Below are 13,875 nucleotides of genomic sequence, written 5' to 3'. Positions count from 1 at the left end.
GAAAAACCTTTGCTTTTGGCATAACAGCGAACAGGAGAAACGGCGTTTTCGGTTGCCAACGGGCGGCCGAGCGGATGGGGAAAGCGGCGTTGACGTGCGGCATCGGTCTTGATTATCGAGTGTTCACGTTAGTGAGACGGGCAGATCGGTCTTCCCGGAACGATCTGTCCTTCCATTTTCATCTATGTATACTGTTTCACAAAGCAGCTGCGTACAGGTAGCGCTTTTTTATTTTCCATGTCATTAAGGAGGGAATCGCTTGGCTAACGAACAGCGGCTCATTGAAGTCATTGCCGCCGAGCAGCAGCTGGCAGCGAAGCAAGTCGAAAACGTCATTGCGCTCCATCGAGAAGGAAACACGATCCCGTTTATCGCCCGCTACCGGAAAGAAATGACTGGGGCGCTCGATGAAGTGCAAATTCGTGAAGTACTTGAGAGATGGGAGTATTTGCAGCATTTAGAGCAACGGAAAGAGGAAGTGATTCGCCTCATTGATGAGCAAGGGAAGTTGACGGAAGAGTTAAAGCGCGACATTCTTGAGGCCACGAAGTTGCAACAAGTCGAAGATTTATACCGCCCATATCGGCAAAAGCGGCGCACGAAAGCAACAATCGCAAAAGAGAGAGGGCTTGAACCCCTTGCCGAATGGCTCCTTTCGTGTCCACCGGCCCCAACTCCGGAACAACAGGCCGAAATGTTCGTCAACGAAGATAAAGGAGTCGCAACCGTTGAAGAGGCGCTTCAAGGTGCGAAAGATATCATCGCCGAAAAAGTGGCAGATGACGCTGCTCTTCGTCAATGGGTGCGCGACGAGACACGGCGGAAAGGAACGATTGCTTCGGTTGCCAAAGCGCCGGAAAAGGACGAAAAGAGTGTGTACGAAATGTACTACGACTACGAGGAACCCCTCGCTAAAATCGTTCCGCACCGCGTGTTGGCGTTAAACCGTGGTGAAAAGGAAGAGGTGCTGCGCGTCTCGATCAAGGCGCCTGTTGAGGACATCATTCGCTATTTGCGGCGAAAAACAGTCGCTGATGAATCGTCCCCGGCCGCTCCCATCGTGGCAGAAGCGATCGAGGACGGATACAAGCGGCTGATGGAGCCTGCCATTGAACGCGACATCCGCAACGAGTTGACGGAAAAAGCGGAGGAGCGGGCCATCCATATTTTCGCTGAAAACTTGCGCAAACTGCTTCTCCAGCCGCCGCTCAAAGGAAAAACGGTGCTCGGCATCGACCCAGCCTATCGGACTGGGTGCAAGCTCGCCGTTGTCGACGAAACGGGGAAACTGCTTCGCATTGATGTGATCTATCCGCATCCGCCGCAAGAGCGAAAAGAAGAGGCGCGCGCGAAACTTCTTCGCCTGCTTGATGACTATCACGTTGACATGATCGCTATTGGCAACGGAACAGCATCTCGGGAAACCGAACAGTTTGTCGCCGACACGCTGAAGCATGTGCAACGCGATATCTTTTATTTGATTGTCAATGAAGCAGGAGCGAGCGTCTACTCTGCTTCCGACCTTGCACGCGCTGAGTTTCCCGACCTGCAAGTCGAAGAGCGGAGCGCCGTCTCGATCGCCCGCCGCGTCCAAGACCCGCTCGCCGAGCTTGTCAAAATCGATCCAAAATCGGTCGGCGTCGGCCAATACCAGCACGATGTGTCGCAAAAAAAGCTTGCCGAGTCGCTTCGTTTCGTCGTCGAGACGGTCGTCAATCAAGTCGGTGTCAACGTCAACACTGCCTCCGTCTCCCTGCTTCAGTACGTGTCCGGGCTCACGAAAACCGTTGCAGAAAACATCGTCAAGCGTCGCGAAGAGCAAGGGAAATTCCGCAACCGCGAAGAGCTGAAAACGATTCCTCGGCTCGGAGCGAAAACGTACGAGCAGTGCATCGGTTTTTTGCGCATCGTTGATGGCGACGAACCGCTTGACCGCACGCCGATTCACCCCGAGCGGTACGCGGAAGTGAAGCAACTGTTGCGTAAGTTAGGATTTACGACCGCCGCCATTGGCAGTGATGAACTGCGCCAGGCGCTGCAAGCCATCGAAGTCGAGATGGTGGCTGCCGAGCTCGGCATCGGAGAACTGACGTTGCGCGACATCATTGACGCGTTGTGCCGCCCAGAGCGCGATCCGCGCGACGAGCTGCCCAAGCCGCTATTACGCAAAGATGTGTTGAAGATGGAAGATTTGAAGCCAGGCATGGAGCTGGAAGGAACCGTGCGCAACGTCGTTGACTTCGGCGCCTTTGTCGACATTGGGGTCAAACAGGACGGGCTCGTGCACATTTCCAAACTAAGCAAACAATACGTGCGCCATCCACTCGATGTCGTTTCGGTCGGCGACGTCGTCAAAGTATGGGTCGAGCATGTCGATGTGGCGAAGGGAAGAATATCGCTGTCGATGGTGCCGCCGAAAGAGTGAAATGGAGAAAGCACTGCCTTAGGAGCAGTGTTTTCTCCGATAAAAAAACCAGCATTGGTTCAACAGTTTAATTTGCTCACGGTTTTTCTCATAGTAGGCTCGTCTCATCTGATTTTTCAGCCATGTAGGCAAAATCAGTCACCTCCCTGACAGTGGAAAGGTAATATATATGTATGTAATGGTGAATTGTCCTGTGCCAAAAGATGAAGGAGAGACCCGCCATGGACCAAAAGCAGCTGCAAGCCCTTGTCGAACAAATTTCCATTCGCGTGTTCGGCAAGCCGTTTCGCCATACCGCTTTCTTCAACCCTCGTTTGCGCACCACCGGCGGGCGCTACATGTTGCAAACGCACAACATTGAGCTCAATAAAAAACATTACGAGCAGTTCGGCGAGGAAGAATTGATCGCCATCATCAAACACGAGCTTTGCCATTACCACTTGCACCTTGAGGGAAAAGGCTACCGCCACCGCGACCGCGACTTCCGCGAACTGCTGCAAAAAGTGGGGGCGCCTCGCTACTGCCGTCCGCTTATCCGAAATACAAAAGCGCCGAAAACGATCTACACATACATTTGCACGTCATGCGGCCTCACCTACCGCCGCAAAAGACGGATCAACATAGACCGTTATGTTTGCGGCCGCTGCCGAAGCAAGCTCAAACGATCCTAGGCTTCCATGACAGAAAAATTTGGTTGCCATCGGAAGGATGAAAATATCTCTATGTCGAATATTACAGTTTTACACATTTTGAAGCTCAGGTATTTTCAGAGTAGATGCAATTTGAAACTTTAACATTTGCAGCTTTTCCATAGCCTCGGCATTTGATCGACTGTCGGGCGACTGAACAACGCCGCTTTCAGACCCATGCATGGGTCTGTGAAGCGGGTGGCTGTTCGGTCTTCCGTCACGCCTTGGTGTTCGTCAGTCGAGAAAATAGACAAGCTGCCTTTTCGTCAAGAATTGTTAAACTATAATGTCCAGTCAACGCCAATAATCAAACAAAACATTTTGCGAAAAAAGGTTGACAATCAGGATGATCGTGTGCTAAATTATAAAAGCCGTCGCTAAACGGCGGAAAACAGCAGAGGAAGTTGCGGGAAAACGTATTGACAAACGACAAGTTGCTCAATATAATAAACAATGTCGATTGTCAAACATCATTCCGCAATAGCTCAGCGACGAGCCTCACATCTTCGAATTGGCTGCGAGTTGCCTCGACGCATCTCGCTTCCTTGAATTAGCTGGCAGAGGAAGAGGCAACGAGCACATCGTAAAGATATGCATGACATATAATTTTTTCATCATTCCGCAATAGCTCAGCGGTAGAGCAACCGGCTGTTAACCGGTAGGTCGTAGGTTCGAATCCTACTTGCGGAGCCATTTCTTTGGAGAAGTACCCAAGTGGCTGAAGGGGACGGTTTGCTAAACCGTTAGGTCGTGGCTTTACGGCGCGCGGGTTCAAATCCCGCCTTCTCCGCCACTCCAATACGTATATGCGTGGCCCGTTGGTCAAGTGGTTAAGACACCGCCCTTTCACGGCGGTAACACGGGTTCGAATCCCGTACGGGTCACTGAATAGCGCGGGGTGATCCCCGCGATTTGTGGTCCCGTAGTGTAGTGGTTAACATGCCTGCCTGTCACGCAGGAGATCGCGGGTTCGAGTCCCGTCGGGACCGCCATTGCACTAAATCGCTGGGCCATAGCCAAGCGGTAAGGCAACGGACTTTGACTCCGTGATGCGCTGGTTCGAATCCAGCTGGCCCAGCCATTTTTATGTGTTAAATACATGAGCCATTCGCTCAGTAACGAGCGCTACATCTTCGAGTTCGTTGCGAGTTGTCCCGACGCATCTTGCTTCCTTGAATATGCTTGTAGAGGAAGGGACATCGTTCACTGTGAGTGTATACCCAACCATGAGCCATTAGCTCAGTAACGAGCGCTGCATCTTCGAGTTTGCTTCGAGTTGCCTCGACGCACCTAGCTTCTTTGAATAGGCTGGCAGAGGAAGAGGCAGGTAGAGCTAGGTAGTACCTGGAGTGTATACCCAACCATGAGCCATTAGCTCAGTAGGTAGAGCATCTGACTTTTAATCAGAGGGTCGGAGGTTCGAGTCCTCCATGGCTCACCATATTAGCGGGTGTGGCGGAATTGGCAGACGCACCAGACTTAGGATCTGGCGCCTCACGGCGTGGGGGTTCAAGTCCCTCCACCCGCACTGATTAGTCAATATGCGGTCGTGGCGGAATGGCAGACGCGCTAGGTTGAGGGCCTAGTGGGGGCGACCCCGTGGAGGTTCAAGTCCTCTCGACCGCATTTTTTAGATAAACTATTGACAGCAACACAGCGAGTTGCTAAAATATAATCCGTCTCTTTGGTGCAATAATCTATTGCGCTCGTAGCTCAATTGGATAGAGCATCTGACTACGGATCAGAAGGTTAGGGGTTCGAATCCTCTCGAGCGCGCCATCATCGGGAAGTAGCTCAGCTTGGTAGAGCACATGGTTTGGGACCATGGGGTCGCAGGTTCAAATCCTGTCTTCCCGATTTTGTTAAACTAAATATTATGCGGGTGTAGTTTAGTGGTAAAACCTCAGCCACGAGCCTTCACTTCGCCGAATACGCTTCGAGTTGCCCCGACGCATCCAGCTTCTTTGAATCAGCTGGCAGAGGAAGGGGCATGAAAGATTGTGATGGGTGTTTCATCAAAAAATATGCGGGTGTAGTTTAGTGGTAAAACCTCAGCCTTCCAAGCTGATGTCGTGGGTTCGATTCCCATCACCCGCTCCATGAAGAGTCCATAGGATTATTTCGTTCCTTGAAAACTGAACGAAACGAAGCGCAACGAAAAGCGGAGGCCGCTTAGCGCCTTTGGTGCTGCGGCTGAAGCAAAAAGCCAATCAACTTTCTTTGGAGAGTTTGATCCTGGCTCAGGACGAACGCTGGCGGCGTGCCTAATACATGCAAGTCGAGCGGACCGGATCGGAGCTTGCTCTGATTTGGTCAGCGGCGGACGGGTGAGTAACACGTGGGCAACCTGCCCGCAAGACCGGGATAACTCCGGGAAACCGGAGCTAATACCGGATAACACCGAAGACCGCATGGTCTTTGGTTGAAAGGCGGCCTTTGGCTGTCACTTGCGGATGGGCCCGCGGCGCATTAGCTAGTTGGTGAGGTAACGGCTCACCAAGGCGACGATGCGTAGCCGGCCTGAGAGGGTGACCGGCCACACTGGGACTGAGACACGGCCCAGACTCCTACGGGAGGCAGCAGTAGGGAATCTTCCGCAATGGGCGAAAGCCTGACGGAGCGACGCCGCGTGAGCGAAGAAGGCCTTCGGGTCGTAAAGCTCTGTTGTGAGGGACGAAGGAGCGCCGTTCGAAGAGGGCGGCGCGGTGACGGTACCTCACGAGGAAGCCCCGGCTAACTACGTGCCAGCAGCCGCGGTAATACGTAGGGGGCGAGCGTTGTCCGGAATTATTGGGCGTAAAGCGCGCGCAGGCGGTCCCTTAAGTCTGATGTGAAAGCCCACGGCTCAACCGTGGAGGGTCATTGGAAACTGGGGGACTTGAGTGCAGGAGAGGAGAGCGGAATTCCACGTGTAGCGGTGAAATGCGTAGAGATGTGGAGGAACACCAGTGGCGAAGGCGGCTCTCTGGCCTGCAACTGACGCTGAGGCGCGAAAGCGTGGGGAGCAAACAGGATTAGATACCCTGGTAGTCCACGCCGTAAACGATGAGTGCTAAGTGTTAGAGGGGTCACACCCTTTAGTGCTGCAGCTAACGCGATAAGCACTCCGCCTGGGGAGTACGGCCGCAAGGCTGAAACTCAAAGGAATTGACGGGGGCCCGCACAAGCGGTGGAGCATGTGGTTTAATTCGAAGCAACGCGAAGAACCTTACCAGGTCTTGACATCCCCTGACAACCCAAGAGATTGGGCGTTCCCCCTTCGGGGGGACAGGGTGACAGGTGGTGCATGGTTGTCGTCAGCTCGTGTCGTGAGATGTTGGGTTAAGTCCCGCAACGAGCGCAACCCTCGCCTCTAGTTGCCAGCACGAAGGTGGGCACTCTAGAGGGACTGCCGGCGACAAGTCGGAGGAAGGTGGGGATGACGTCAAATCATCATGCCCCTTATGACCTGGGCTACACACGTGCTACAATGGGCGGTACAAAGGGCTGCGAACCCGCGAGGGGGAGCGAATCCCAAAAAGCCGCTCTCAGTTCGGATTGCAGGCTGCAACTCGCCTGCATGAAGCCGGAATCGCTAGTAATCGCGGATCAGCATGCCGCGGTGAATACGTTCCCGGGCCTTGTACACACCGCCCGTCACACCACGAGAGCTTGCAACACCCGAAGTCGGTGAGGTAACCCTTACGGGAGCCAGCCGCCGAAGGTGGGGCAAGTGATTGGGGTGAAGTCGTAACAAGGTAGCCGTACCGGAAGGTGCGGCTGGATCACCTCCTTTCTAAGGACGAAGAAAAGCGGAAGCGCCGCGTTTGGCTCTCGAAGCCAAATGTTCTTCACCCGCAGGGGTGCTTGCACCCCGAGGGGGAAGGTTATTTGGCAGAAGAGAGCCAGGCGCTGGAGCTAGACATCAGTCGTTATTCAAAGCAAAACGCGCTTCTGTTTCGTTCAGTTTTGAAGGAATGAGAAATTCCTTCAGTTGCTTTGCATCTGTGCCTGCGTCTGCTAGCAGGTTCAGGGAAGCAAGATTCCTCGGCACAAAGCCGCAAGGAAGTTTGTTCAAAGAAGTCGCTTTGCGTCTACAAACGGATTCGAGGAAGTGGGATTCCTCGATGCAAGACTGCAGAGAAGTGAATTCAAGAAGCAGTCTCGTTTGCGTCTGCGTCTACAAGTGGATTCGGAGAAGCCGAATTCCTCGGCGCAAACCAGCGAAGAAGCGAATTCAAAGGAGCTACTTTGCATCTGCGTCTTCTAGCAGATTCGAGGAAGCGGGATTCCTCGATGCAAGACTGCAGAGAAGCAAATTCAAGAAGCAGTCTCGTTTGCGTCTGCGTCTACAAGTGGATTCGGAGAAGCCGAATTCCTCGACGCAAACCAGCGAAGAAGCGAATTCAAAGGAGCTACTTCGTTCCTTGAAAACTAGATAACCGATAAAGCAAAGGAAGAAGCCGAGAGCGCAATAGGTTAAGCTGGAAAGGGCGCACGGTGGATGCCTTGGCACTAGGAGCCGATGAAGGACGGGGCAAACGCCGAAACGCTTCGGGGAGCTGTAAGCAAGCGTTGATCCGGAGATGTCCGAATGGGGGAACCCACTGTCCGTAATGGGGCAGTATCCATGCCTGAATCCATAGGGCATGGAGGGCACACCCGGGGAACTGAAACATCTTAGTACCCGGAGGAGAAGAAAGCAAATGCGATTCCCTAAGTAGCGGCGAGCGAAACGGGAACAGCCCAAACCAAGAGGCGTGCCTCTTGGGGTTGTAGGACCGCTCACGATGGGAGTGAGAAAGGAACGGGGTAGACGAACCGGTCTGGAACGGCCGGCCAGAGAAGGTGAGAGCCCTGTAGTCGAAACTTCGTTCCCTCCCGAGCGGATCCTGAGTACGGCGGGACACGAGGAATCCCGTCGGAAGCAGGGAGGACCATCTCCCAAGGCTAAATACTCCCTAGTGACCGATAGTGCACCAGTACCGTGAGGGAAAGGTGAAAAGCACCCCGGGAGGGGAGTGAAAGAGAACCTGAAACCGTGTGCCTACAAGTAGTCAGAGCCCGTTGATGGGTGATGGCGTGCCTTTTGTAGAATGAACCGGCGAGTGACGATGGCGTGCGAGGTTAAGCCGAAGAGGCGGAGCCGCAGCGAAAGCGAGTCTGAATAGGGCGTGAAGTACGTCGTCGTCGACCCGAAACCAGGTGATCTACCCATGTCCAGGGTGAAGGCCGGGTAACACCGGCTGGAGGCCCGAACCCACGCACGTTGAAAAGTGCGGGGATGAGGTGTGGGTAGGGGTGAAATGCCAATCGAACTTGGAGATAGCTGGTTCTCCCCGAAATAGCTTTAGGGCTAGCCTCGGGTTTAAGAGTGTTGGAGGTAGAGCACTGATTGGGCTAGGGGCCCTCAACGGGTTACCGAACCCAGTCAAACTCCGAATGCCAATGACTTATGCCCGGGAGTCAGACTGCGAGTGATAAGATCCGTGGTCGAGAGGGGAACAGCCCAGACCGCCAGCTAAGGCCCCGAAGTGCACGTTCAGTGGAAAAGGATGTGGAGTTGCCGAGACAACCAGGATGTTGGCTTAGAAGCAGCCACCATTTAAAGAGTGCGTAATAGCTCACTGGTCGAGTGACTCTGCGCCGAAAATGTACCGGGGCTAAACGTGCCGCCGAAGCTGCGGGATGACCGTTGGTCATCGGTAGGGGAGCGTTCTAAGGGCAGAGAAGCCAGACCGGAAGGACTGGTGGAGCGCTTAGAAGTGAGAATGCCGGTATGAGTAGCGAAAACAGAGGTGAGAATCCTCTGCGCCGAAAGCCTAAGGGTTCCTGAGGAAGGTTCGTCCGCTCAGGGTTAGTCGGGACCTAAGCCGAGGCCGAAAGGCGTAGGTGATGGACAACAGGTTGAGATTCCTGTACCACCTTCTTCCCGTTTGAGCGATGGGGGGACGCAGGAGGATAGGGCGAGCAGGCGGCTGGAAGAGCCTGTCCAAGCCGTGAGGCTGATCCGCAGGCAAATCCGCGGATCATAAGGCTAAGCGGTGACGGCGACGGAGTAATCCGGAAGTCCCCGATTTCACACTGCCAAGAAAAGCCTCTAGCGAGGGAAGAGGTGCCCGTACCGCAAACCGACACAGGTAGGCGAGGAGAGAATCCTAAGGCGCGCGGGAGAACTCTCGTTAAGGAACTCGGCAAAATGACCCCGTAACTTCGGGAGAAGGGGTGCTCTTTGGGGTGAAGAGCCCTGAAGAGCCGCAGTGAAAAGGCCCAAGCGACTGTTTATCAAAAACACAGGTCTCTGCGAAGCCGAAAGGCGACGTATAGGGGCTGACACCTGCCCGGTGCTGGAAGGTTAAGGGGAGCGCTTAGCGGAAGCGAAGGTGCGAACCGAAGCCCCAGTAAACGGCGGCCGTAACTATAACGGTCCTAAGGTAGCGAAATTCCTTGTCGGGTAAGTTCCGACCCGCACGAAAGGTGTAACGACTTGGGCGCTGTCTCAACGAGAGACCCGGTGAAATTATACTACCTGTGAAGATGCAGGTTACCCGCGACAGGACGGAAAGACCCCGTGGAGCTTTACTGCAGCCTGATATGGAATTTTGGTATCGCTTGTACAGGATAGGTGGGAGCCTGGGAAGCCGGAGCGCCAGCTTCGGTGGAGGCGGCGGTGGGATACCACCCTGGCGGTATTGAAATTCTAACCCGCACCCCTTAGCGGGGTGGGAGACAGTGTCAGGCGGGCAGTTTGACTGGGGCGGTCGCCTCCCAAAAGGTAACGGAGGCGCCCAAAGGTTCCCTCAGAATGGTTGGAAATCATTCGGAGAGTGCAAAGGCACAAGGGAGCTTGACTGCGAGACGGACAGGTCGAGCAGGGACGAAAGTCGGGCTTAGTGATCCGGTGGTTCCGCATGGAAGGGCCATCGCTCAACGGATAAAAGCTACCCCGGGGATAACAGGCTGATCTCCCCCAAGAGTCCACATCGACGGGGAGGTTTGGCACCTCGATGTCGGCTCATCGCATCCTGGGGCTGTAGTCGGTCCCAAGGGTTGGGCTGTTCGCCCATTAAAGCGGTACGCGAGCTGGGTTCAGAACGTCGTGAGACAGTTCGGTCCCTATCCGTCGCGGGCGGAGGAAATTTGAGAGGAGCTGTCCTTAGTACGAGAGGACCGGGATGGACGCACCGCTGGTGTACCAGTTGTCCCGCCAGGGGCACCGCTGGGTAGCTATGTGCGGACGGGATAAGCGCTGAAAGCATCTAAGCGTGAAGCCCCCCTCAAGATGAGATTTCCCACCGCGTTAGGCGGGTAAGATCCCTCGAAGATGACGAGGTCGATAGGTCCGAGGTGGAAGCGTGGCGACACGTGGAGCTGACGGATACTAATCGATCGAGGGCTTAACCAAGAAAAGCGCAGGCGAGCGGCTTCTTCCGACGGTTATCTAGTTTTGAAGGAATGAATTTCCTTCTTGACATTGTTTGTTTTTCAAGTATAATAAATGATGTCAAAATCCAACCGCTTGCCTAGTGGCTATGGCGGAGGGGAAACACCCGTTCCCATCCCGAACACGGAAGTTAAGCCCTCCAGCGCCGATGGTAGTTGGGGCCAGCGCCCCTGCAAGAGTAGGTCGCTGCTAGGCAGCTTCATTCACCAGGGAGTTTCGACACGCCTCATTCCCTTTTTCTTTTTAGGGGCGATTGCGCAACAGGGCGATCTGTCAGCGAGCCAAAAGGCTGCGCGGGATCGTCCTTTTTGTTTTTCCCTTTCTCCTATGCCTATTTTTCGTTTTGGAAGTGGCGGCAAGATGTTCGGATATGATACAATTTCAAAAGCAAGAGTGAAGATGATAAAAGGGGATAAGGTAGAACAAAATGAAAAAAATTGAAATTTTGGTGCATTCTCCGGAAGAAACGAAGTCGGTGGCCCGCCGGCTGGCGGAACATCTTGAGCGGGGAATGGTCATCGCATTAGAAGGTGATCTCGGGGCGGGAAAGACGACGTTTACGAAAGGTCTTGCTGAAGGGCTGGGCATTACGCAAACGGTCAATAGCCCAACGTTTACGATTATTAAGCAATATGATGGTCGGCTTCCGCTTTATCATATGGATGTATACCGACTTGAAGATGAATGGGAAGATCTTGGATTTGACGAATATTTTGCTGGCGATGGTGTTACGGTTGTTGAATGGGCGCATTTGATCGCCGGCCAGTTGCCTGAGGAACGGCTGACCGTTTTCTTGTTTCATCGTGGCGGCGATGAGCGGTTGCTTCGCTTTGAGCCGTCGGGGGAGCGTTATGAACAGTTGTGCAAGGAGATTTTTCCGTCATGAAAGTATTGGGAATTGATACATCGAATATGCCGCTTGGCATTGCGTTGGTAGATGGTGATGTCGTGAAAGGGGAATTCATCACCAATGTGAAAAAAGACCATTCATCCCGGGCGATGCCAGCCATTGAGTTGTTGCTTCGACGATGTGACGTTGCTCCGAAAGATCTCGATTTAATCGTTGTAGCGAAAGGGCCGGGGTCGTATACCGGGGTACGGATCGGCGTGACGATTGCGAAAACGCTTGCCTGGTCGCTCGGTATTCCGATCGCTGGAGTATCAAGCCTTGAGGTGCTCGCCGCCAATGGCCGCTATTTTCCTGGGGTGATCGTTCCGCTGTTTGACGCGCGGCGCGGACAAATTTACACCGGGCTTTATCGCTACGAAGGCGGTGCGCTCCGCTGCCTTGAGGCGGACCGCATTGTGGCGGCGGATGAGTGGGCGCGTCGGTTGAGCGAGCGGGAAGAGGATGTATTGTTCATTGGTGCGGATGCACCGCTATATAGCGATTTGTTTCGGAGCCATTTAGGCGAACGGGTTCACGTGGCCCCGCCGTCTTTGGCGTTGCCGCGTCCGAGCGAGTTGGTGATGCTCGGCAAACAAAAAGAGCGCGAGAACGCCCATGTGTTTGTACCGAACTATCTCCGCCTTGCCGAGGCGGAGGCGAAATGGCTCGCGAAACAAAAAGGGGAACAGAACGATGGGGATCAATGTTCAATTTCGGCCAATGACTGTTCATGACATTGATGAGGTCGTGCAAGTCGAGCAGGCATCGTTTACTGCGCCTTGGAGCCGTGAATCGTTTTACAACGAGCTCATGTACAACCGCTATGCCAAATATATCGTCATGGTGTACAACGGGCAGATCATCGGGTATGGCGGGATGTGGCTTGTCATCGATGAGGCGCATGTGACGAATGTAGCCGTGTTGCCGCAGTTTCGCGGGCAAAAGCTTGGTGAAGCGCTCATGCGACGCCTGATGGACATGGCCAGGCAGCACGGGGCGGCGACGATGACGCTTGAGGTGCGCGTGTCCAATCATGTCGCCCAGTCGCTGTACCGAAAGCTTGGATTTCGCAACGGAGGCATTCGCAAACGGTATTATCCGGATAACTTTGAAGACGCGTTAGTCATGTGGGTGAAGCTGAGATGAATGAAGACGTATATGTATTAGGCATTGAAACGAGCTGCGATGAAACGGCGGCAGCGGTCGTGAAAAACGGAAGAGAGATTTTATCGAATGTGGTGGCGTCGCAAATGGAAAGCCATCGGCGGTTTGGCGGCGTCGTGCCGGAAATTGCTTCCCGCCATCATGTGGAGCAAATTACGCTCGTTATTGAGGAAGCGATGCAGCAGGCCGGCGTATCGTTTGCGGGCCTTGATGCGGTGGCGGTGACGGCCGGACCGGGGCTTGTCGGGGCGCTTCTTGTCGGGGTGAACGCGGCGAAAGCGTTGGCGTTTGCTCATGGACTGCCGTTTATTGGGGTGCATCATATCGCCGGTCATATTTACGCCAATCAATTAGTGGCCGAAATGAAGTTTCCGCTGTTGGCGCTCGTCGTTTCCGGTGGTCATACGGAACTAGTGTACATGAAAGAGCATGGGAAATTTGCGGTGATCGGTGAAACGCGCGATGACGCTGCCGGTGAGGCGTATGACAAGGTGGCGCGGGCTTTAGGCCTTCCGTACCCAGGAGGACCGCACATCGACCGGTTGGCCCATGAGGGCGAGCCGGTGATTGATTTGCCGCGAGCGTGGCTTGAGGAAGGGTCGTATGATTTCAGCTTCAGCGGCTTAAAATCGGCGGTGCTCAATGCGCTCCACAACGCGAAACAGCGCGGCGAGGAGATCGATCCGAGACAGATGGCCGCGAGCTTTCAGGCCAGCGTCGTCGATGTGCTGGTGACGAAAACGGTGCAGGCCGCCAAAGAATACCGCGTACGGCAAGTGCTGCTCGCCGGCGGGGTGGCGGCTAACCGCGGGCTGCGGGCTGCACTGCAGGATAAAATGAAAGAGCTCCCCGATGTGGAGCTTGTCATCCCGCCGTTATCGCTATGCACCGACAATGCGGCGATGATTGCCGCTGCGGGAACAGTGTTATATCAACAAGGAAAGTGGGCTGATTTGGCGCTCAACGCCAATCCAAGCTTACCGCTTGTCTAGGCGGTTGGGCTGAAACGAGAAAGACACCGAAGGGCGATCCGTTTGCGGCAGGCAAACGAATCGTCCTTTTTGTTCTAGTGTGAAAAAAGTTTGTGTATATTTTTATCCACAAATCTGTGGACAATGTGGAAAAGGCGGAAAAGCACTATAAACAATAAGAAAAACAATACACAGTGATTTTCCTGCAAAAGGAAGCTATTGTTTGTGGATAATGTGGAAAAGTTGGTGAATAACTTATATTCCATGGTGGAAATTGTGGATTTTTTTGTGGATAATGTGACTAACTAAAAAAC

Annotated in this window: 7 protein-coding genes, 11 tRNA genes and 3 rRNA genes; 20 read left to right on the top strand and 1 reads right to left on the bottom strand. The window is 53.9% G+C overall.

Translation table 11 applies throughout. The features are described from left to right. Positions 1 to 259 precede the first annotated feature (259 nt). On the top strand, positions 260 to 2,425 hold the full coding sequence (locus tag CWI35_RS09205; protein ID WP_119877684.1) for a Tex family protein: 2,166 nt from the start codon (positions 260 to 262) through the stop codon (positions 2,423 to 2,425). 18 nt (positions 2,426 to 2,443) lie between these two features. Here CWI35_RS09205 and cmpA read toward each other — a convergent pair whose 3' ends face one another. Further along, positions 2,444 to 2,557 (bottom strand): cortex morphogenetic protein CmpA, encoded by a 114-nt coding sequence (gene cmpA / locus CWI35_RS09200; protein WP_013144046.1) that lies wholly within the window; start codon positions 2,555 to 2,557, stop codon positions 2,444 to 2,446. A gap of 89 nt (positions 2,558 to 2,646) precedes the next feature. On the opposite strand from cmpA, the gene CWI35_RS09195 reads away from it, so the two are divergent. The 19 genes from CWI35_RS09195 (at position 2,647) to tsaD (ending at position 13,582) form a co-directional block, all read left to right on the top strand. Then, positions 2,647 to 3,096: a SprT family protein gene (locus CWI35_RS09195; protein WP_119877683.1), complete on the top strand. Its 450-nt coding sequence runs from the start codon at positions 2,647 to 2,649 to the stop codon at positions 3,094 to 3,096. Positions 3,097 to 3,732: 636 nt separating this feature from the next. Beyond that, positions 3,733 to 3,807, top strand: a tRNA-Asn gene (locus tag CWI35_RS09190). 7 nt (positions 3,808 to 3,814) lie between these two features. After that, a tRNA-Ser gene (locus CWI35_RS09185) sits at positions 3,815 to 3,907 on the top strand. A gap of 19 nt (positions 3,908 to 3,926) precedes the next feature. After that, positions 3,927 to 3,998, top strand: a tRNA-Glu gene (locus CWI35_RS09180). A gap of 32 nt (positions 3,999 to 4,030) precedes the next feature. Continuing rightward, positions 4,031 to 4,106: transfer RNA gene (locus CWI35_RS09175), tRNA-Asp, on the top strand. Positions 4,107 to 4,120: 14 nt separating this feature from the next. Further along, positions 4,121 to 4,195 (top strand) — tRNA-Gln (locus CWI35_RS09170). Positions 4,196 to 4,479: 284 nt separating this feature from the next. Beyond that, a tRNA-Lys gene (locus CWI35_RS09165) sits at positions 4,480 to 4,555 on the top strand. 5 nt (positions 4,556 to 4,560) lie between these two features. Further along, positions 4,561 to 4,642 (top strand) — tRNA-Leu (locus CWI35_RS09160). 15 nt (positions 4,643 to 4,657) lie between these two features. After that, positions 4,658 to 4,740, top strand: a tRNA-Leu gene (locus CWI35_RS09155). Positions 4,741 to 4,816: 76 nt separating this feature from the next. Further along, positions 4,817 to 4,893, top strand: a tRNA-Arg gene (locus CWI35_RS09150). Positions 4,894 to 4,897: 4 nt separating this feature from the next. Beyond that, positions 4,898 to 4,971: transfer RNA gene (locus CWI35_RS09145), tRNA-Pro, on the top strand. 169 nt (positions 4,972 to 5,140) lie between these two features. After that, positions 5,141 to 5,214, top strand: a tRNA-Gly gene (locus CWI35_RS09140). 117 nt (positions 5,215 to 5,331) lie between these two features. Beyond that, positions 5,332 to 6,889 (top strand): 16S ribosomal RNA (locus tag CWI35_RS09135). Positions 6,890 to 7,570: 681 nt separating this feature from the next. Further along, a 23S ribosomal RNA gene (locus CWI35_RS09130) occupies positions 7,571 to 10,498 on the top strand. 117 nt (positions 10,499 to 10,615) lie between these two features. After that, a 5S ribosomal RNA gene (gene rrf / locus CWI35_RS09125) occupies positions 10,616 to 10,732 on the top strand. The 16S, 23S and 5S rRNA genes sit together here with 11 tRNA genes alongside, the layout of an rRNA operon. A gap of 232 nt (positions 10,733 to 10,964) precedes the next feature. Beyond that, entirely contained in the window at positions 10,965 to 11,423 is a 459-nt protein-coding gene (gene tsaE / locus CWI35_RS09120; RefSeq protein ID WP_011229745.1) for a tRNA (adenosine(37)-N6)-threonylcarbamoyltransferase complex ATPase subunit type 1 TsaE, read from the top strand. Beyond that, entirely contained in the window at positions 11,420 to 12,160 is a 741-nt protein-coding gene (gene tsaB / locus CWI35_RS09115) for a tRNA (adenosine(37)-N6)-threonylcarbamoyltransferase complex dimerization subunit type 1 TsaB (RefSeq protein ID WP_074044530.1), read from the top strand. The genes tsaE and tsaB overlap by 4 nt, the downstream gene beginning before the upstream one ends. Further along, positions 12,120 to 12,572, top strand: a complete 453-nt coding sequence (rimI, locus tag CWI35_RS09110; protein WP_074044531.1) for a ribosomal protein S18-alanine N-acetyltransferase — start codon at positions 12,120 to 12,122, stop codon at positions 12,570 to 12,572. The genes tsaB and rimI overlap by 41 nt, the downstream gene beginning before the upstream one ends. Beyond that, positions 12,569 to 13,582 carry a tRNA (adenosine(37)-N6)-threonylcarbamoyltransferase complex transferase subunit TsaD gene (gene tsaD / locus CWI35_RS09105; protein WP_074044532.1) on the top strand — a complete coding sequence of 338 codons (1,014 nt, stop codon included), beginning with the start codon at positions 12,569 to 12,571 and terminating at the stop codon, positions 13,580 to 13,582. The genes rimI and tsaD overlap by 4 nt, the downstream gene beginning before the upstream one ends. The last annotated feature ends 293 nt before the right edge of the window (positions 13,583 to 13,875 follow it).

This window comes from [Bacillus] caldolyticus (assembly GCF_003595605.1).
Classification (GTDB): Bacteria; Bacillota; Bacilli; order Bacillales; family Anoxybacillaceae; genus Geobacillus; species Geobacillus thermoleovorans.
The sequence above is the reverse complement of the archived record's forward strand: the minus strand, read 5'-3'. Positions and strand labels throughout refer to the sequence as shown.

Bases quoted from the DNA above. Each gene is read 5' to 3' on its own strand.
- CWI35_RS09195 (WP_119877683.1), top strand. From the start codon at position 2,647: ATGGACCAAAAGCAGCTGCAAGCCCTTGTCGAACAAATTTCCATTCGC.
- tsaE (WP_011229745.1), top strand. From the start codon at position 10,965: ATGAAAAAAATTGAAATTTTGGTGCATTCTCCGGAAGAAACGAAGTCG.
- tsaB (WP_074044530.1), top strand. From the start codon at position 11,420: ATGAAAGTATTGGGAATTGATACATCGAATATGCCGCTTGGCATTGCG.
- rimI (WP_074044531.1), top strand. From the start codon at position 12,120: ATGGGGATCAATGTTCAATTTCGGCCAATGACTGTTCATGACATTGAT.
- tsaD (WP_074044532.1), top strand. From the start codon at position 12,569: ATGAATGAAGACGTATATGTATTAGGCATTGAAACGAGCTGCGATGAA.